An 18,334-nucleotide genomic window follows, 5' to 3' on the forward strand; every position below is an offset into this window, starting at 1 on the left:
CTTACATCCACGTCACACTTGCACCAAGGCCTGAAGTAATCGGCCCCGCTACGCTTCGTCTAACCTCACAAAGCGCCTTGCCGTCACCTGCGTGTGCCCGGCGCACCTCTATAGTGTTCCGTAAATGCACCGGAGAATTTCCATGTTCAAGCGTACCCTGGCATTGACTGCCGGCCTGGCCCTGTCTTTTTGCACCCTGCTGTCGCAGGCCGCCGACACCTTGAAGGTCAGCGCAATTCCCGATGAAGCGCCCACCGAACTGTTGCGTAAATTCAAGCCGCTGGGCGCCTACCTGGAACAGCAATTGGGCATGAAGGTCGAGTTCGTGCCCGTCAGCGATTACCCGGCCGTGGTCGAGGCGCTGGCCACCGACCGGATCGATATGGCCTGGCTGGGCGGCTTCACGTTCGTGCAGGCACGCCTGAAAACCGGCAACGCGATTCCGTTGGTACAGCGCGAACAGGATGCGCAGTTCACCAGCAAATTCATCACCGCCGACCCCGCCGTCAAATCCCTCGCCGACCTCAAGGGCAAGACCTTTGCCTTCGGCTCGGTGTCTTCCACGTCGGGCAGCCTCATGCCGCGCTACTTCATGCTCAAGGACGGCATCAAACCGGAAACCTACTTCAGCCGCGTCGGCTACTCCGGCGCCCATGACGCCACGGTCGCCTGGGTCCAGGCCGGCAAGGTCGACGCCGGGGTGTTGAACGCCAGCGTGTGGGAAAAACTGGTCGCGGCCGGCAAGGTCGACACCAACAAGGTCAAGGTGTTTGCCACCACCCCGGCCTACTTCGACTACAACTGGACGGTACGCGGGACCCTCGACCCGGCACTGGCGGCCAAGATCAAAGCCGCGTTCCTCGCACTCGACCCGGCGAATCCGAAGGACAAGGAAATTCTCGACTTGCAGGCCGCCAGCCGATTCATCGAAACCAGCCCGGACAACTACAAGGGCATCGAGGAAGCCGCACGCGCCGCCGAACTGCTCAAATGACGTTGCATCTGACCCAGGTCAGCCTTACCCACGCCAACGGCGTTCAAGCGCTGCGTGGCGTGGACCTGCACATCGAAGCCCACGAACAGGTCGCCATTATCGGCCCGTCCGGTGCCGGCAAATCGAGCCTGCTCAACCTGCTGGCCACCGCCCTGCGACCGGGCGCCGGCGAGCTGCAAGTGCTCGGCGAGCGTGCCTGGCAGTTGTCGGCCGGTCAGCGTCAGCGCTTGCGCGCACGCATCGGTTTGATCCATCAAGCGCCGCCGTTGCCACCGCGCCAGCGTGTGGTCACGGCGGTTCTGGCCGGCAAGCTGGGTCAATGGGGATTGGGCAAGAGCCTGCTGAATTTGCTCTATCCGCTGGACATTCCGGGCGCGCGAGCGGCCTTGGCCAGGCTGGACCTGAGCGACAAACTGTTCACGCGATGCCAGCAGTTGTCCGGCGGACAGCTGCAGCGCGTGGGCATTGCCCGGGTGTTGTACCAAGCGCCCGAGGTGTTGCTGGCCGATGAACCGGTCTCGGCCATGGACCCGGTGCTGGCCGAGCACACGCTGTCGGTGCTCTGCCGTCATGCCCGGGAGCAAAACGTCACACTGGTCGCCAGCCTGCACGCGGTGGAGCTGGCCCTGGCGCATTTTTCGCGGATCATTGGCCTGCGTGACGGGCAGATTCTGTTCGACCTGCCCGCCAGCGCCGTCGACCGTGAGCAGCTCGACGCGCTCTACGCCAACGAGCAACTGGAACGCTCGCCGGTGCCTCCCGCTCACTTGAGTGTGCAGATTCCCCGATGCTGACGTCCGACACCCGCGATCCGGCCACCCTGCCGCGCCTGCTGCTCAGCCTGCTGGCCATCGCCCTGCTGTGGCCGGGCATCCACTACAGCGAGCTGGACCTCGGTGTGCTGGTCGCAAGTGACAGCCAGAGTGAAATCGGCCGGTTCGTGTCCGCCTTCTGGCCCCCGGCCCATGACGCGGCGTTCATCGAGCTGTTGCTGCAAGCCACCCTGCAAACCCTGGCCATCGCCACGGCGGGCATGGCCCTGGCGTTGCTGTTGGCGATTCCCGCCAGCCTGTTGGCCAGTCGTGCGCTGTCGTTGTCGGCGGCGTCGCGTGCGGGGCGCCCGAGTTATGGGGGTCAACTGCTGCGCTGGCCGGTGCGCGGGCTGCTGATTTTCCTGCGCAGCGTGCCGGAAATCGTCTGGGCCCTGCTGTTCGTGCGGGCCGTCGGCCTCGGCCCAACCGCCGGCGTGCTGGCCATCGCCATTACCTACAGCGGCATGCTGGGCAAGGTCTACGCGGAAATTTTCGAATCGGTTGATCAACGTCCGGCCCATGCATTGCTGCAATCCGGCAGCGGTCGGCTGGCGGCGTTTTTCTACGGAATCCTGCCCAATGTCTCGGCAGAACTACTGTCGTACACGGTGTATCGCTGGGAATGCGCGATACGGGCCTCGGTGGTGATGGGTTTTGTCGGCGCCGGCGGCTTGGGTCAGCAGATGGACCTGTCGTTGCGCATGTTCGCCGGCGGAGAAGTGGCCAGTCTGCTGCTGACCTTCCTGGTTCTGGTGCTGCTCGCCGACCAACTCAGCCGCCTGCTGCGCTGGAGGCTGGCATGAACCGTCTGTTCAACCTGGCCCTGCTGCTCGGCATCGGCGCCGCCGTCATCGCCTCGTTCATCTACCTCGGCATCGACCTCAGCGAACTCGGCAGCACCGGCAACCTGAACCAGATGGGCGCTTATGCGCAGCGCTTTTTCAGCCCGGACCTGAGCCCCAATCACCTGCAAGCCATCGCCCATGGCGCCCTCGAAACCATCGCCATGTCCGCCCTCGGCACCCTGCTCGCGGCGGTGTTCGGCTTGCTGTTGGCATTGCCCGCGGCCGGACGTTTCGGCTGGCCGTTGCAGAGCGCCTCGCGACTGCTGCTCAACGCGTTGCGCGCCGTGCCGGAACTGGTGTGGGCCGCGCTGATGGTGCTCGCCGCCGGTCTCGGCCCCAACGCCGGTACGCTGGCGCTGGCGCTGCACACCACCGGCGTGCTCGGCCGACTGTTCGCCGAAGCGCTGGAAAACACCCCGTCGGAACCGGCCGATGCCATCCGGTTGCAGGGCGGCAACGCCGTGTGGGCCTTCTGTTACGGCACCCTGCCCAACCTGTTTCCGCAGCTGCTGGCCTACATCCTGTACCGCTGGGAAAACAACATCCGCATGGCCAGTGTGCTCGGCTTCGTCGGCGCCGGTGGCCTGGGGCAAATGCTCTATGTCAGCCTCAGCCTGTTTCAGGAAGCGCAAGCCAGCACAGTGATTCTGGCGATGCTGATCCTGGTCTTCGCCGTCGATACCTTGAGCAGCTGGAGTCGGCAACGCTGGGTCCAGGCCTGAGGTCAATCACGCACCGCACGCACCTTGCCGCTGAAGACGCGGAAGCCGTAGGTGTTGTAGATCAGCGTCACCGGTATCAGCACGGCAAAACCAATCAGCATGAATGTCTGACTGGTCGGGCTGGACGCCGCCGCTTGCAGGGTCAGGTGCGGCGGAACGATCAGCGGATAAAGCGCCATGATCATCAAGGCAAACGCCAACACGAAAACGCCCAATGCCGCGAACAGTGGCAACGCATGAAGGCGACTTCGAAAGCCCAGCCAGTAACGGTAAACGTCCAGATAGCGTTGTTGGCCACGCCACAGCCAAAGCGCTTCAAGCACCATCAGAAAATTGGCCAGGCCGATGGTGAGCGCGGCCAGCACAATATGGAAACTGATGGTGAGCGCGAACTGCACGCGTGCGGCCATCAGCACCGACTCAGCCGCGTCCATGCGGGTCCTGATGCTCGCGCACGTTGATGGAAATGCGGCAGTGGCTAGGCATGACGACTGTCCGAAGGTGGCCTTACTGGTTGACCCCTTCGCTACGGGTTCATTCCGTGAGAGTGCAGCGTCACGCCTGTCGGTTTGCATCACCCTCGATTGCCAGGCTGAAGGTGGCCCACGACCAGCCCACCCTCTTACCCGAAACCCTGCTTTATTTTCCTGTTGTCTTCACGTGCTTGCCGAGGAAATCCCCCACCAATCGCGCAATGTCATCAGGCTTCTCATCCAGCGCAAAATGCCCCGCCTCCAGCACATGAATCTCGGCGTTGGGCAAATCCCGGCGATAAGCCTCCGCTTCCGCCACCTCGAACGACGGATCGAACTTGCCCCACACCACCAGCGTCGGCGGTTGATGCTCGCGCAGCCACGCTTGCCACTTCGGATAGCTGGCGACGTTGTTGCGGTAGTCATAGAACAGGTCGCTCTGGATATCGGCCTGCCCCGGCTGGTTGAGGAAATTGAATTCGTCGGTCCACAGGTCCGGGTTGAACACCTCGATCTGCGGGTTGGCGCCGACATGCCGTTGTCGGGTCGTCGCCAACGAGAAAAAGCTCGCTCTCAACCCCGCCTCGTTGGCAGCCCGGTTGGCCCAGAATTCACGACGCTTTTGCCACAGCGGCCCCAGGCCCGCCTCATGGGACACCGCATTCTGCACAATCAGCGCCTGCACGCGTTCGGGGTGGGCGAGCATCATCCGCATGCCAACGGGGCCGCCGTAGTCCTGCACATACAGCGAGTAATGATTCAGGCCGAGGGCTTCGGTGAAATGCTCCATCACACTGGCCAGATGATCGAACGTGTAGGCAAACGCCTTGGCCTCCGGCGCATCGCTATGGCCGAACCCCGGATAGTCCGGCGCCACCAGATGATAGTGCTGCGCCAACCGCGCCAACAGCGGGTCATACATGCGTGAAGAACTGGGAAAACCGTGCAGCAGCAACAAGGTGGGCGCATCCGCACGACCGGCTTCACGATAGAAAATGCTCAGGCCATCGACCTTGACACTGCGGTAGGCCACCGCCAACTGATCCGAGGAATAGCCGGCCGGTTCGGCGGCGTGGGAAGTATTGACCAGTGACAGACCCAACGTGCAACCAAGGGCCAATGCAGACAGCAATTTATTCATCGGGGGCTCCGACTGAAGGGTGGAAAGGAGGTATGGGCAAACCTTGCCACCTCGATGTATCCCCCACGTATCGGTTTTGTAATGGCCTGTATCTCTCGCGGCCAATCTTACTTAGCGATACGTCTTCGTGCGCAGCCGTACCCGGAACAGCGCCTACACCAACCGCTCAATCTTCTGATGCTTCCACACCAGCTTGTAATACAGCGTCTGCAACACCAGCATCCCCAGATACGCCACCGGAAACGCCATCCACACGCCCTGCAACCCGAACTGCCCGTCCAGCGCATACGCCACCGGCAACTGCACGCCCACCACGCACACAATCGAAATCGCCATCGGCACCAACACCGTGCCGCTGGCGCGCATGATCCCGCCGATGATCGCCTGGAAGCCAAACAACAGCAGGCTCCACAGCATGATGTGCAACAGATGCTCAGCCTTCGCCCGCGTCGAATCGTCCGTCAGAAACAACCCCAGCAACCAGTGCGACAACAGGTAACCCAACAGCACCAACCCACCGGTCAGGCACACATTGATCAACAACCCCGTACGCAAAATCGGCCCGATCCGCTCCACCCGCGCCGCCCCAATCGCCTGCGCCCCAAGAATCGACGCGGTGATAGCAATCGACAACGCCGGAAACTGCACGTAATTGACGATCTGCGTCACCGCCCCATACGCCGCCGTTGCCTGCGAACCGTGCTGATTCACCAGCGCCAGAATCACCAGCTCCGACACCGACAACACCACCATCTGCAACCCGGTCGGCAAGCCGATGCGCAACACCTTGCCGAGAATCACCCGATCCAGGCGCATTGCCGCAAACATCTCCCGATCCGGCGCCAACGGATGCCCCTTGCTGATCAACCGCCACGCCAGCCACCCCATCGCCGACAGGTTACCCACCAACCCCGCATACGCCGCACTCTGAATCCCCAACATCGGCAACCCGAACCAACCGCGAATCAACGCCGGCGTCAGTGCCAACCCGATACAGGTCGACACCACCAACGCAATCAGCGGCGACACCGTATCGCTCACCCCGCGCAGCAGTTGGGTGAACAGCACGTAGACCAGCAGCGACGGCATGATCCACATCATCACGTGGGCGTAGGACACGGCGTCGTCGAGCACATCGGCCGGTGTGCCCAAACCCTGCAAGGCTGACCTCGCGAATACACTGCCCAGCACCGCCGCCGTCAGGCCGATGATTGCGCCCAACAGCAAGGTGGTGGCAGCGATGGTTTTCACCAGATGCGGCTCCCGTGCGCCCCAGGCTTGGCCAATGAGCACCCCCGCCCCCGCGCCAAGGCCGATGACCAGGGCGATGAAGAAGAACACGATAGGGAACATGCCGGACACGGCGGCCAGGGCTTGGGTGCCGAGCATTTGGCCGATGTAGATGCTGTTGACGGTGCCCGACATGGATTGGAGGAAATTGGAGAGGACCATGGGGGCGAGGAAAAGGAGGTAGGTTTTCCAGAGGGGGTGTTGGGTGGTGGGGGTTTGCATTGGGTGGAGGTCCGTCTCGACTGCGGAGTTGGGATTCTAGAGGATAGCGTTAGCCGGGATGAACAAAGTTGAATGAATGTTTTGACGCTGTTTTCGGACGCAGATATTGCGTCCTAGGACGGCATAAAAATTCCTACACAAACCTCGGAATGCGTCACCTTCCCCGCTGTTCTGATGAGGCTTATAGTCGGTCCCGTCGCCCAAAATGGCGATACGGGTTTGGCGACCCGAGATACGAATGCGAGGGCCGCCTGCTCATTTGCAGGCGTCGTCGCAACTGCAAAACCGCTGTACTATGGCGGTTGCGCGCGGGAGACCTTCGGGTCTGCCGGTTACTCGTTCCCGGTTCGCCAACCTGCGCGCAACTGCCACCCTATTCGTTTGGCGACGATCTGTTGGCGGTTCTCATCTAACTGAACGAGATCTCACCTATGGAAAGATACATGCCTCTCACCGGAATCGACCTGATCCCGGCCTCCCTGCTCATCGATACCCAAGCTCCACTCGACGTCCTGCAAGCAGCCGCTGATCACCGCATCCGCACGGTTACGCAGGTATTGGAAAACATCGCCTACCGCGCCGAGCTTGGTTGCGACACGGTTGTGTTGAAGGACTTTTCTCAGCTGCTGGCCATTCCGTTGCGGGATGGCTGCGACTTGATGGATGTGATCGGTCGACGATTGCGGGCGCAGACGATGGAGTAAATGAAAACGGGCGCTGAAGGCGCCCGTTTTTTGTGCACTATAAACAGATCTGAGATCTGGATTCTAAGGCATAACTCTCGTCCGCTTTCGGCCAAAAGCAGCCATTCGGATACTTGCCGCTTCTGTGCTCTAGTAACTATGAAGCTAATCATCCATTAAATTTAGATTTAAAATGTACAGCGAGTTGTCCAGCAGCCATATTCAGAAGCATTTGAAATACAGATGCTACGATAGTTCTATTTTCGCGCCAGCGAAGGTAGAACAAAAAACTTGGCTCCAATATATACACCGTCTTATCGCATTTACTCCATTCTAGCAACTCAAAATTTCTTTTGTCTTGAAAATTCTTTAGAGATGCTAGGGTGCTGTTGATAGATGCTGCGGGCGGCAGTTCAGAAGCGGCTAATCCAGCAGCTTTCAGGCGGATATCAATTTCGTGCCTGGTAAAACTAAATGTCGGGGGATCTTGGGCAAAAAGTGCAAGAATTATTTTATATGTATCGTATTTTCTGGCCTGCTTCCTAGGCCCTTGTACAAGCTGGGCATACCACGATTCGAAATTTGAATAACGGGTCTTAGCAACCTTGTGCATCGCTTTTTGAGCATCACTCTTAGTAAAGGAGATACTGTTTTCGGGATCCCACTCGGTAATGCCTTTGTCGATAAAAAGTTGAGCGCATATTTGTTGAGTAAGAATTGGCAAGCCTGCACTTTCTTCCGATATCGGATTTACTACTAGAGATTTATCAGCAACATTCAACAATGTCAGGCCCTTATTGGCGATGGCCTTTAGGTCACTGTCCGACCACCGACCAAGGTCAATGTGCGTGATTCTCCCAATTAGATCCGAGTTCGCTGTTGCCAAATCAACACCATGGTGAGTGGTGCCAACAACTATCACTGAAACCTCATTATCTGTGAAGATTTTCCACTGCTGAAAAACCTCTCGCTGTACCTCTTCAGTTAAGTAATGAAAATCCTCGACCACTAGTACTGCATTTGATTTTTTAAGCAAAGGAACCAGATGAGTTGGAGATGGTTTCGCGAGTATGGCGTCTTTCACTTCCTTTTCAGCTTTAGCATCGGTGATACCTACCCCTACTGTTCCCTTTAAGCTCGCAAGCCATCCCCAGCCTAAAGTCCCGCTTACGCTACCTGTTCCGCTAATTGTTCGGGTGCCCCCATCCTCCAAGGTCTTTAGGCGAGAAAAATCTAAATTCTCTAATGGATAGCTCCAGAAATCATCAGCTTTAAGGGATGCACTGCATCGTACACGAAGAGGTTCCTTATCAAGTTCCGACAATACTTTTTGGTAAAGGGTCGTCTTTCCTGTTTTTGAGGATCCGGTGATTAAACAAAGAATTCCATTTTCCAAGATTCCCTGCTTGAGCTCTGCTTCGTATCTCCCTTTTTCACGTTGGACATAGGTTTCACTAGAGGCTTTGCCCCCATTAAAAACGTTAGCGATAGCGATCATGTGCCGTCCTTGCAAAATTTGAAATTCTAAAAAATAATGGCGTAACGTATGATTCTACTATATCGCTTTATCATGGCTGATAGCTATCAGTGCTAGTGGGAAAGCCAGACACTGTCGCCACGGTTACCGCCTCTGATTTACTCGTAGTGTTTGGCTGACGGCCAATGGCCGGTATCTGACCACGACAGGCCGAAGCCGGCCATAACCGGCCCGTCAGGTTCAACTTGAACACCTAGACAAGTTCAGGAACCGAGAATTTTCATCCCCCGAAAGCCTCGCTATCGAATTTAAAAGGCGTGCTACCATTTGCGTCGAGCAGTTCATAATGCGACCGCACCCATAGATCAGACGGCTAAGAAATGTCAGCAGCAGCTCAAATCAACACAACAAATTTGCTAACCATACTGGGGGTGATAGCAGCCGTTTGGGCCTTCATTCCTCAAGTCAGCAAACTCCAGCTTAGGTTCTGTATGAGCCGTCTGGACTGGGCGATTGTAGGTTTCGTATTTCTACTTATTCACTATCTGGTTTTTGCACCCGCGCTGGTACAGCTAGGATTGTACTTCAGCTTTGGCCCCTGGTGTTTTGGTTTTAACAGCGACACGGCGGTGTACGTCCTTCTACTCATGATTGCAACTTACTTTTTTTGGAGGACCCGTTCTCCCAAATTAGTCAGAGGAAAAGTAGGGATTTTCCGTGAGATGATAGAGGCCCTTATCCTCACTAAGCGCTATGACGAGTTGGTTCTACATGTAGAACCACAACTGCCGAAATTGATTAAATTTAGTAGGAGGACCCCATCGCCTTCTCAACTTATCTACCATGTTAAACGCCTGCCCATTTTCACGCTATCGGCCAATGGCGGAGAACGATCGACTGCAATGCGGAAGCAGAGAAAGAAGCCGAATCTAATAACAGCTTGGTTTTCGAATCGCGACAAATCCAAAATTCAAGCTCGCGAAATTCTACAAAGTCTAGTCATTTCTTCAGAGCTGACCCGCTCGTTAACGCTAAATCATCCTTATTTTTGCCTCAAGTTGCTTGATACGGAAGAATCAGTTCTGAATGACTTCACTAAAGAATTCTTGGAAGCAATGCTCGAAGCTCCCGGGAGCCAGCTTTACGTTGAACTTAAAAATAATAAAAATCTGAATGGCGCTGCGCGTTTGGCGATCCCACAGAGCAACCGAATATTACGCTTCTTTTTTGAGGATCCCACGGTCGCGGTCAAACTTGGCGTTTACCAAGCTATTGGCGATGCGGTTTGTCGTCGGCTAGATGAGGACAAAGCGCTTATCTCGAAGCTCAATGAGCCGCTGGGATCTTACTACGATTTAGGGCGATATCGATGCCCAATTAACTCAGGTATCACGCTATTCGAGATCATGGTACATGAAGGTATCCACCATGGACTCCACGATCATATGTGGCTCCATTATTTCCAGCACTTCGCGAGAAGCATCCTCGCTCAGATGCAACAAATACCTGAGGAACCTTCATTCCAGGAATGGCCTACCCCTCTTCACTATTTACTGGCACGACTCTTTTCGGTCGCAATTGATTGGATGGAGCAATGTGGACGCATCAAGCCCCCAAGCACGTCCCTTGCGATTCCTACGCCTGAAGGCTTCGACAAACTGTACATCTCTAAAGAGGCTGCAAAGTCCATCGGTGAGATGATGCAGAGTATCATCCCTAGCACGACCATCCCGGTCTATTTCAAGCGTAAGTTGCTAGGTCTGGTCATTGCTAGCCACAACAACCTTAGAGGGCAACTAGGTCTTATTGGGGTGGCGGACGAGCTTAACAAGGCAACGATTTTTGGTACCGGTATGCCGGCTAAGTGCAGCTACCGGTCGGCGTTGCTAACCCACTTCCGGGAGCTTGATCATCGACTCAGAGACAATGCTGTTCAGTTTGAAAAAGACCTAGATGACGCGCTGATGAATTGCCCGTAAAGCAAAATTTGGATACTCATGCTGTTCACCTAGCTCTCTAGACGGTTGAGTTTCTGCATTTAACAGATGTCCGCTTTTGGCCGATTCTGTTGAAAAAGTCGGCCATGGTTTACGCGTCAGAAAAGTACGCGTCCGAGATTGAAAATCTTTACTTTTTGCAGGGGCTTCCGACTCGGATTTCACGTAGCAGCGTGCAAAAAAGGCGTTTTCACCACTCAATGATCAGGCAGTTTGGGCAGACCGACTTTTTCAACAAAATCGGCCGATTTCTGCCCTCCGTAAGGGGCCGCTTTGGATCGTTTGCTCCCTATCGCGACGGGTAGTAATCGGCCAGAAGCGGTGATTTTCACGACAGCACCGTAGACGAGATGCCATCTCACCCTCGCCTTTGATCCGGCCTCCCCTTCAGAAGATCAACGCACCAACTGATAGGTAGACTGCACAAGCCCCGAAGGAAAGCACCGGCTGGTGACCAGCTTCAAAGCAATGTCCTGCGTAAGGGCCCCGAACAATGGTCTTCCCGACCCGATCAGCACGGGAACGGTGGTGATCACCATATCGGCGACTAACCCTTCACGCAGGAATGATTGCACCACCTGCCCGCCATCGACATAGACTCGACGCACACCTTGGCTCGCCATTTCCGCCAACAGGTCTGAAGGCGTGAGGTTGGAAAAACGCACCTTGCCCTCTAGCGCCTCAGGCACTTGCGAGTCGGCCAACTGTTGAGACAACACCACCACTGGCCGGTCGTAGAACCAGGTGTCGAAGGTCAGCACTTTCTCATAGCTCCCCCGCCCCATCACGATCACATCCTTGTCGGCGATGAAGGCCAGGTAGCCGTGATCCTCGCTCTGATCATCGCGCTGCAAAAGCCAGTCAATGTCACCGTCGGGTCGGGCGATGAAGCCATCCAGACTGGTGGCGATGAAAACATGTGCAGTGGTCATCGGAGTCTCCTTGTTTAGACGACGCATGGCTGACCGCATCGAGGACGGCGAAACCAATATATAGCTAAATTTCCTGGCGGGTTTTCCCGACTTGGCCGATAGATGCCCCTTCTCAACCAACCTCCGATACGTGAACGCCCCAACTGTGGGGCGTTCTTTAAAGGTGCAGGCTCGTCTGGGCTAAGGCTCGGAAATGGTGAACCAGAAGTCAAACTGGTCGAAGTGGGTCAGCATTTCCTTGAATTTGGCCTTGTCGCCGTCGATGGTCACTTCGCCGCTTTCAGAGAGATTGCCCAATTTCAGTTTGCCCAGGGCAATGTCGTCGAGGGTGGTTCGGTTTAGAGTGACAGTGCCATCGGCCTGATCCAATTGCTTGTCTTTGCTGTAGTTCATGACGCCGTTTTTTACGGTCAACACGTACTTGGCGTTAATGTCGGGGAAGTTGAGGTTGAAGAGGTATGACTTGTCTCCGACTCTAGGGCCGTTCAAGTGAATGGCCAGGAAGTCGAGAAACATTTCAGTGGTCATGCCGCGAATGATGTCAGGTGAACTGGTATTGGGCGTGACCATTTTTTTCACGCCACCACGCAGTTCCTGCGCACCGGACAGGTAAAAGTTTCGCGCCGGGCCGGACTCGGCCTGGTAACCCATCTGTTCCAGAGCATCGGCCTCGATGGCACGTGCCGCCTGGTTTTTCGGGTCCGCAAAAACCACCTTGTTGGCCACGGTTGCTGCCCAGCGATACTCGCCTTTGGCATAGGCCGCTGTGGCTGTATCAATCATTTTGTCGGCGCCGATCATCTCGACATACTTTTTCGCTTCCTCTGCTGGCGGCAGCGGGTCGAAGTTCGCGGGGTTACCGTCCCAGAAGCCTAAATACAGCTGATAGGTCGCGCGCACGTTGTGTTTGAGATTGCCGTAGTAACCCCGGTTATAAAACTCTTTGGCCAGGCTATCAGGCAGGACGAACGCCTCGGCGATCTCGTTCATGGTCATGCCCTGATTGGCCATGCGCAGCGTCTGATCGTTAATGTACTTGTAGAGGTCGCGCTGTTTCTCGAGATGCTGCACAACGCGATCATTACCCCACTGCGGCCAATGGTGGCTACCGAACGACACCACGGCATCCGCCCCCCACAGATCAAGGGTTTGCCCCAGAGCGCTGGCCCACTTCTGCGCGCTGCGAACTTTTGCACCACGCAGGGTAAGTATGTTGTGCAAGGTGTGGTTGGCATCCTCTGCCAGGTCAATGGCTTTGAATTGCGGGAAATAGAACAGCATTTCCGCCGGAGCTTCGGTGCCGGGTGCCATTTGGAACACCACCTCGATGCCATCGACGCTGAGTGTTTCTCCGGTTTTCTCGATCAGTTTGTTCGGTTCGAGCAGCGTGATGGTGCCGGCTGCCGTGGTTATGCCCAAGCCGCCACTGACGGTCCCTTTGGAGCCTTTTGGCAACAGGTTGCCATACATGTAAGAAGCGCGACGGCTCATCGCAGTGCCGGCAAACACGTTTTCACTGACCGCTTCCTCCATGAAACCTTCAGGGGCGATCACTGGGACTTTGCCGGATTTCGCATCGGCTTCAGTGACAATGGCACGCACGCCAGCGAAGTGGTCGACATGTGAATGGGTGAAGATCACCGCAGACACCGGAAGTGTTTCAACCTTGTCATTGACCAGCGCCAGTGCCGCTCTGGCTGTTTCCGCCGAGGTCAGTGGGTCGATTACGATCCAACCGGTTTTGCCTCGCACGAAGGTGATGTTGGCCAGGTCGATATTGCGCACCTGATAGATGCCATCCACCACTTTGAACAAACCTCGAATCGCCAGCAACTGCGATTGCCGCCATAAACTCGGGTTGACTGTGGTGGGTGTCGGGCCTTCTGTCTTGAGGAAATCGTACTGAGACAGATCGATCACGGTGTTGCCCGCATCGCCCTTGATCACAGGGCTGGGTAAATCGGCAATGAAGCCGTGGTTCGCGTCTTCGAAGTCTTGTTTATTGGCAAAGGGTAAGTAGCTGAGCAAGGCGTCGTTGGCTTTTCGAGTGACCTCGGAGGCCTCATTGGGAGCGGCATGCGCCGCGCCGATGGCAACGCAGGTCGATAAAAGTGCGAGCGCTATTTGTTTGGGAAGCGGAGCTAGCATGTTTTTCTCCTCGTGTTTGCAAACACATTCCCGAAACTGCTTCTGACGTCGGGCATCATTTCGTACAAATCAACGAACAGCGCAGACCCTGAAATGGCGACAGCACGGTGCAGTGGCGCCATTCTGACTGTGCTTACCCTCACACCGTAATCAAGCCTGCCTCTATTATTTTCGTGCTCGGCACTGCTGAAGTATTACGAAGCCCGGGCGGACAGAGTTGAGATAAATCAACCAGTCAGTGATTGTGAATTTGTTTTGTGAGGATGGGGGAACGCCTGGGTTTCTAGCCGACCGGATGACTGTTCGGCCAGTCAGTCGCTCATCGATAGGTGGTAAAGGTTGCGGGGGGCGAGAAATTGTCTTTCCATTTTTCAACTGCGGCCAACGCCAAATAATCCAGCTATACCTACCTGAATTTGTTGGTGGTGTTTAGAAGGCCAGTAGGTCGCGGACGGGGATCAAAAGATGGGGCTTGCAGGTGACGGAATACGCAGCGTCACTAATCTCCAGCCGGTACTCCCATTCAGTTTGAACGACGATTGGAACCTGATTTCCAGATTTCCGGACAGATCCTTAGTGGTTTTACTCTTTGGATGAAATGGACGTTCTTTCGTTTACTGAGTATCAGAATCGCCAAGTCATGTTGCCGGTCAGCGCTTGAATCCAGGCATTGTCGAACTGACCGGAAGTTCGAGTGCCTGACACGGATTTGGTCTGGTCCACCGGCATGTCGCCCAGCCAGACCATGGCCCAGCTGAGATTGACATCGGTGTCCCTGTTCAGGGCATAGGTGGCTCCCGCGGCAATCCGCCAGGATTCGCCCATGGGCACGATTACGCTGCGTTTGCTGTCCGAGACTGCGCTACTGTCGTAGGCCACACCCACATTCCACAGCCACTGCTCGGCGGCTTGGTACTGCGCGCCCAGTGACAAGTGCCAGGTATCCTTGAAACCGGCATCGACCGTTTTCGATTGCGTGCCGAGCGCGGTGGTATCGACCTGCACTCCGATATCGCCGAATTCCGACCAGTCCTGCCAGTTGGCTGAGGCCAGCAACGCCCATTGCCGGTCCAGTTGTTGGAAAAGGCTCAGGGTCAGGGTCTGCGGCACTGTCGTGTCGAGTTTGATATTGGTGTTGTTGACGCGCTCCAGCAGACGGCCGTCGCCTTGCACATCCAGCCGGTCTTCGAAGTTCAAGTCGACTTTGCTGGTATAGGTCAGGCCTATGCGCGTGCCGGCTTGCGGGGCGTAGATCACCCCGACGTTGGCGCCATAGCCCCAGGTGCCATCCTTGTATTTGTACTGACCGTCCGTGCGGTCGGTGAAACCGAAGGGGGACCGGTCGATAGCCGTTTGCGCCTGCAACATGCCGTACATGGCCTTGATGCCCACGCCCACCGACCATTGCTCGTTGAAGCGATACGCCACGCTGGGCACCAGGGACAAGCCGAGCAGGCTGGAGTTTTGCGCGAAGTAACGCCCGGACCAGTCGTTGTCGTAATTGACCGCCAGACCGAAATCGCCGTACTGGCCGAAACCGACACTCCAGTGATCGTCAAGCTCATGCGAGATGAAGAAGCTGCCGCCGGGAATCGGATCAAGGGCATTGCCACTTCTGCGGCCAGGGACATTGGTGTCGGAATCTCGATCGAAGGTCAGGTCGCCGTAAAGCACTTGCAAACCGCCGGTGATCTGCGTGCCTGGCAGGTAGCTCATGCCCGCCGGGTTACTGGATATTGTCGAAGGGCCTTGGCCGCGGGCGGCGGCACCGGCGTTGGCGAGGCCGGCGTTATCGGTGCCGATTTCGTAGAGCATGATGCCGCCAGCCCACACTTGCTGACAGCAAAACGCAAGGAGCGTAAGGGCGGGCAAGGTGGTTGTTCTGGCGTGCATTAGTACCTCGGCAAGTATCTATTCTTGATTGAGCGTAGCTAATGTCTACCTGTCGATGGACTTATCAATAGTTACCCCCATGCCCCCTCTTAAGTTGAAGCGCCACGCTGATAGTCGTCGAAATGCCGATATTCGCCGCACGCGTGACTGGCACGGATTATCCAAACCCGGCCCTCGCGCCGGGTTTGCTGTTTTCGTGTGGCAGCCGCCATCTGTCCGGATCTAAACCTGCGGGCCGGCAGAGGCCTGGCCGCGGGTTTTCCAAAGCGATAGCAGCACGCCGCCCAGCAGCAAAGCCAGGGTCACGCTCAGGGAAATGACCGCCGGAATCTTGCCGATGATGCCGACCATGAAGATCTTGCCGCCGATAAACACCAGCACCAGCGCCAGGGCGTACTTGAGATAGGCAAAGCGGTGAATCATCGCCGCCAGGGCGAAATACAACGCACGCAGGCCAAGGATGGCGAAGATGTTGGAGGTGTAGACGATGAAGGGGTCCTGGGTGATGGCAAAGATCGCCGGCACGCTGTCCACAGCGAAGACCAAATCGGCACACTCGATCAGCACCAGGGCCAGGAACAACGGCGTCGCCCAGACCACGGACTTGCCACTGGCATCCGCCTGGCGCACGAAGAAGCGCCCTTCATGCAAGCGATCGGTCACCCGCATGTGTTTGCGCAGGAACTTCACCAGCAGGTTATCGCTAAGGTTGGGCTGGGCATCGATCTTGCTGAACAGCATCTTTACCCCGGTCAACAGCAGGAAGATGCCGAACACATAGAGAATCCAACTGAACTCGGCGATCAGCGCCGCCCCCAGGCCAATCATGACAGCGCGCAGCACTATCACACCGAGAATGCCCCAGAACAGCACCTCGTGCTGATACTTACGCGGAATGGAGAGAAAGCTGAAGATCATCGCCATCAGGAATACGTTGTCCATCGACAACGATTTCTCGATCAGAAAGCCGGTGTAGAAATCCATCCCGGCGTCACCGCCCTTGACCTGCCAGACCCAGAGGCCGAACAGCAAGCCAGCGGTGATATAGCCAGCAGACAGCAGCAGGCTTTCACGAACGCCGATTTCTCGATGCCCGCGGTGTAGCACCCCGAGGTCGAAGATCAACAGGCCGATAACGATGCTGATAAAAGCGAGCCACAACCAAGTGGCGGTGCCGAGAAACTCGGCAAGAAAGAACGGTTCCAGGGCAGTCATGAGCCCCTCCTCCAAGTGTCGAAGTTGTACAAACTGCAACTCCGACATGGCAGCTATTCGCTGTCAGAGGGGCCCGGCGTTGTGGGAAAAAATCTAGAGAGACGCGTGGAATTTCTCAATCACGCAAGGGTTGCAAGTTATTTCAATGTGCGAGGCCCGTCAGTCCTAAAAGTTTCCGCCCTCAATATGGAAGACCTTCGGTTCTCCCGAAAAATATTCCTCTATGCCCATCATGAACAGCCGATGGTCTTCACTCGCTTCGAAGCCCGGCGTGTGATCCTCGAGTGATCGCCACCTCACTATCAGGTTGAACATCTCGGGGCTTTCGATCCCTTGCGCAAGCAAGTGGCCGCCGTAACCTTCGGCGCGGCTGAGCAAAGGAGCGACCTCGGCGAATGCACGTCGGAACGGTTCAATCCGTTCTTTGTGAACGGGGAGCAGAGCGATTTCATAAATCATGGCGTACCTCTGAATGGACGTGAACGATTGAAAGTGCGCACTTACGAGATGAGCGATGGCTCGACAGCAATCGCGATTTTTCCTTGAATACCGTTGTTAAGACTTTCCAGCCGGGCATGTGCGAGGGGAATGTCGGCAAGCGAATAGACGGCGCCAACGTGTGGCCGTAGCTGACCGCGCGCTATCAATGCGCTCAACTCATCGAGCTTGCCGCGGTTTTGCCGGGTGAAAACGAAGTGATAACTCGCGTTTTTGCCCCAGGCTTGAACGACGTTTTGTGGCTGCGCAATGTCTACGATCGTGACGACGCGACCAAGTTGTGCGAGCACGTCGGGGCTGCGTGACAATGTGTTGCCGCCGATGGTGTCGAACACAACATCAACGCCGCGGCCACCCGTTTCCCGAATGACGGCATCAACATAATCTTCTTTTTCATAGTCGATGATCACATCGGCCCCCATGCTGCGTGCGAACTCAACGTTTGCTTCACGCACGGTCGTGAAGACCCTTGCGCCAATGGCTTTCGCCAGCTGGATCGCGACATGACCGACGCCTCCCGCGCCGCCGTGGACAAGAATGCTTTCCCCTACCCTGAGCGCCGCACGCACGACCAGTGCTTCCCACGCCGTTCCGCCAACCAGGGTCAGGCTTGCCGCCTCAAGATGGCTCAACGAGGGAGGCTTTTTCCCGACAATATTTTCGGCCGCGATGTGGTACTCGGCATAACTGCCTGGCCCTTCAAATATTTGCGGGGTGTACCAGACTTCGTCTCCTGGAGCGAAGGTCGTCACACCTGGCCCAACTGCTTCGATAACACCAGAGACGTCGTGCCCGGTAATGGCCGGCAGTGGCACCAGGTCGGGATAATCGCCACGTCGAACCTGGTAATCCAATGGATTGATGGAGGTTGCGTGCACCCGGACCAGGACCTGCCCTGTTTGCGGCACGGGCTTGGGCACGTCGCAAAGTTCGAACGATTCAGGACCGCCGAATGATTTAAGCATCATCGCTTTCATAGTAAATCCTCGCAT

General features: G+C 56.5%; 16 protein-coding genes and 1 pseudogene. 7 read left to right on the forward strand and 10 right to left on the reverse strand.

What is annotated here, in order from left to right:
* Positions 1 to 142 precede the first annotated feature (142 nt).
* Genes B723_RS24835 through phnE form a run of 4 tightly spaced genes read left to right on the forward strand, consistent with a single transcriptional unit; the run spans position 143 to position 3,373 of the window.
* Positions 143 to 994, forward strand: a complete 852-nt coding sequence (locus B723_RS24835; RefSeq protein ID WP_017338416.1) for a putative selenate ABC transporter substrate-binding protein — start codon at positions 143 to 145, stop codon at positions 992 to 994.
* Positions 991 to 1,788 carry a phosphonate ABC transporter ATP-binding protein gene (locus tag B723_RS24840; RefSeq protein WP_017338415.1) on the forward strand — a complete coding sequence of 266 codons (798 nt, stop codon included), beginning with the start codon at positions 991 to 993 and terminating at the stop codon, positions 1,786 to 1,788. Before B723_RS24835 ends, B723_RS24840 begins: the two co-directional genes overlap by 4 nt.
* Entirely contained in the window at positions 1,782 to 2,609 is an 828-nt protein-coding gene (locus B723_RS24845) for a PhnE/PtxC family ABC transporter permease (RefSeq protein ID WP_017338414.1), read from the forward strand. Before B723_RS24840 ends, B723_RS24845 begins: the two co-directional genes overlap by 7 nt.
* Complete coding sequence (phnE, locus tag B723_RS24850; RefSeq protein ID WP_017338413.1) at positions 2,606 to 3,373, forward strand: phosphonate ABC transporter, permease protein PhnE; 768 nt, start codon at positions 2,606 to 2,608, stop codon at positions 3,371 to 3,373. The genes B723_RS24845 and phnE overlap by 4 nt, the downstream gene beginning before the upstream one ends.
* A gap of 2 nt (positions 3,374 to 3,375) precedes the next feature.
* Here phnE and B723_RS24855 read toward each other — a convergent pair whose 3' ends face one another.
* The 3 genes from B723_RS24855 to B723_RS24865 form a co-directional block, all read right to left on the reverse strand.
* Positions 3,376 to 3,807, reverse strand: a complete 432-nt coding sequence (locus tag B723_RS24855) for a cytochrome d ubiquinol oxidase subunit II (RefSeq protein WP_017338412.1) — start codon at positions 3,805 to 3,807, stop codon at positions 3,376 to 3,378.
* Between the two features lie 205 nt (positions 3,808 to 4,012).
* A complete protein-coding gene (locus B723_RS24860) occupies positions 4,013 to 4,987 on the reverse strand; it encodes an alpha/beta fold hydrolase (RefSeq protein WP_017338411.1) in 975 nt (324 codons plus the stop codon).
* Between the two features lie 153 nt (positions 4,988 to 5,140).
* A complete protein-coding gene (locus tag B723_RS24865; protein ID WP_017338410.1) occupies positions 5,141 to 6,499 on the reverse strand; it encodes an MATE family efflux transporter in 1,359 nt (452 codons plus the stop codon).
* 431 nt (positions 6,500 to 6,930) lie between these two features.
* Here B723_RS24865 and B723_RS24870 point away from each other — a divergent pair, with 431 nt between their 5' ends.
* Positions 6,931 to 7,203: a hypothetical protein gene (locus B723_RS24870; RefSeq protein WP_031318826.1), complete on the forward strand. Its 273-nt coding sequence runs from the start codon at positions 6,931 to 6,933 to the stop codon at positions 7,201 to 7,203.
* 148 nt (positions 7,204 to 7,351) lie between these two features.
* Here B723_RS24870 and B723_RS24875 read toward each other — a convergent pair whose 3' ends face one another.
* Entirely contained in the window at positions 7,352 to 8,680 is a 1,329-nt protein-coding gene (locus B723_RS24875) for an AAA family ATPase (protein WP_017338408.1), read from the reverse strand.
* A gap of 470 nt (positions 8,681 to 9,150) precedes the next feature.
* Between B723_RS24875 and B723_RS24880 the strand changes: the two genes are divergently transcribed.
* Positions 9,151 to 10,638 (forward strand): hypothetical protein, encoded by a 1,488-nt coding sequence (locus tag B723_RS24880; RefSeq protein ID WP_238588297.1) that lies wholly within the window; start codon positions 9,151 to 9,153, stop codon positions 10,636 to 10,638.
* Positions 10,639 to 11,051: 413 nt separating this feature from the next.
* Here the strand turns inward: B723_RS24880 and B723_RS24885 are convergent, their stop codons facing one another.
* Both B723_RS24885 and B723_RS24890 read right to left on the reverse strand, forming a co-directional pair.
* Positions 11,052 to 11,588: a dihydrofolate reductase family protein gene (locus tag B723_RS24885; protein ID WP_017338406.1), complete on the reverse strand. Its 537-nt coding sequence runs from the start codon at positions 11,586 to 11,588 to the stop codon at positions 11,052 to 11,054.
* Positions 11,589 to 11,768: 180 nt separating this feature from the next.
* Positions 11,769 to 13,736 carry an alkyl/aryl-sulfatase gene (locus B723_RS24890; RefSeq protein WP_017338405.1) on the reverse strand — a complete coding sequence of 656 codons (1,968 nt, stop codon included), beginning with the start codon at positions 13,734 to 13,736 and terminating at the stop codon, positions 11,769 to 11,771.
* Between the two features lie 456 nt (positions 13,737 to 14,192).
* On the opposite strand from B723_RS24890, the pseudogene B723_RS33825 reads away from it, so the two are divergent.
* Positions 14,193 to 14,294: pseudogene (locus B723_RS33825) on the forward strand (transporter); the annotation flags it as partial.
* Between the two features lie 66 nt (positions 14,295 to 14,360).
* On the opposite strand, the gene B723_RS24895 reads toward B723_RS33825, so the two are convergent.
* The 4 genes from B723_RS24895 to B723_RS24910 form a co-directional block, all read right to left on the reverse strand.
* On the reverse strand, positions 14,361 to 15,629 hold the full coding sequence (locus B723_RS24895; protein WP_031318824.1) for an OmpP1/FadL family transporter: 1,269 nt from the start codon (positions 15,627 to 15,629) through the stop codon (positions 14,361 to 14,363).
* 222 nt (positions 15,630 to 15,851) lie between these two features.
* A complete protein-coding gene (locus B723_RS24900; protein ID WP_017338403.1) occupies positions 15,852 to 16,844 on the reverse strand; it encodes a TerC family protein in 993 nt (330 codons plus the stop codon).
* A 165-nt stretch (positions 16,845 to 17,009) separates the two neighbouring features.
* On the reverse strand, positions 17,010 to 17,303 hold the full coding sequence (locus B723_RS24905) for an antibiotic biosynthesis monooxygenase family protein (protein WP_017338402.1): 294 nt from the start codon (positions 17,301 to 17,303) through the stop codon (positions 17,010 to 17,012).
* A 41-nt stretch (positions 17,304 to 17,344) separates the two neighbouring features.
* A complete protein-coding gene (locus B723_RS24910) occupies positions 17,345 to 18,319 on the reverse strand; it encodes a zinc-dependent alcohol dehydrogenase family protein (RefSeq protein ID WP_017338401.1) in 975 nt (324 codons plus the stop codon).
* Positions 18,320 to 18,334 lie beyond the last annotated feature (15 nt).

Source organism: Pseudomonas fluorescens NCIMB 11764 (genome assembly GCF_000293885.2).
In the GTDB taxonomy this organism is placed as follows: domain Bacteria; phylum Pseudomonadota; class Gammaproteobacteria; order Pseudomonadales; family Pseudomonadaceae; genus Aquipseudomonas; species Aquipseudomonas fluorescens_B.

Coding starts and splice junctions, on each gene's coding strand:
- phnE (WP_017338413.1), top strand. CDS start 2,606: ATGAACCGTCTGTTCAACCTGGCCCTGCTGCTCGGCATCGGCGCCGCC.
- B723_RS24885 (WP_017338406.1), bottom strand. CDS start 11,588: ATGACCACTGCACATGTTTTCATCGCCACCAGTCTGGATGGCTTCATC.
- B723_RS24840 (WP_017338415.1), top strand. CDS start 991: ATGACGTTGCATCTGACCCAGGTCAGCCTTACCCACGCCAACGGCGTT.
- B723_RS24910 (WP_017338401.1), bottom strand. CDS start 18,319: ATGAAAGCGATGATGCTTAAATCATTCGGCGGTCCTGAATCGTTCGAA.
- B723_RS24895 (WP_031318824.1), bottom strand. CDS start 15,629: ATGCACGCCAGAACAACCACCTTGCCCGCCCTTACGCTCCTTGCGTTT.
- B723_RS24855 (WP_017338412.1), bottom strand. CDS start 3,807: ATGGACGCGGCTGAGTCGGTGCTGATGGCCGCACGCGTGCAGTTCGCG.
- B723_RS24860 (WP_017338411.1), bottom strand. CDS start 4,987: ATGAATAAATTGCTGTCTGCATTGGCCCTTGGTTGCACGTTGGGTCTG.
- B723_RS24900 (WP_017338403.1), bottom strand. CDS start 16,844: ATGACTGCCCTGGAACCGTTCTTTCTTGCCGAGTTTCTCGGCACCGCC.
- B723_RS24905 (WP_017338402.1), bottom strand. CDS start 17,303: ATGATTTATGAAATCGCTCTGCTCCCCGTTCACAAAGAACGGATTGAA.
- B723_RS24875 (WP_017338408.1), bottom strand. CDS start 8,680: ATGATCGCTATCGCTAACGTTTTTAATGGGGGCAAAGCCTCTAGTGAA.
- B723_RS24870 (WP_031318826.1), top strand. CDS start 6,931: ATGGAAAGATACATGCCTCTCACCGGAATCGACCTGATCCCGGCCTCC.
- B723_RS24890 (WP_017338405.1), bottom strand. CDS start 13,736: ATGCTAGCTCCGCTTCCCAAACAAATAGCGCTCGCACTTTTATCGACC.
- B723_RS24865 (WP_017338410.1), bottom strand. CDS start 6,499: ATGCAAACCCCCACCACCCAACACCCCCTCTGGAAAACCTACCTCCTT.
- B723_RS24880 (WP_238588297.1), top strand. CDS start 9,151: ATGAGCCGTCTGGACTGGGCGATTGTAGGTTTCGTATTTCTACTTATT.
- B723_RS24835 (WP_017338416.1), top strand. CDS start 143: ATGTTCAAGCGTACCCTGGCATTGACTGCCGGCCTGGCCCTGTCTTTT.
- B723_RS24845 (WP_017338414.1), top strand. CDS start 1,782: ATGCTGACGTCCGACACCCGCGATCCGGCCACCCTGCCGCGCCTGCTG.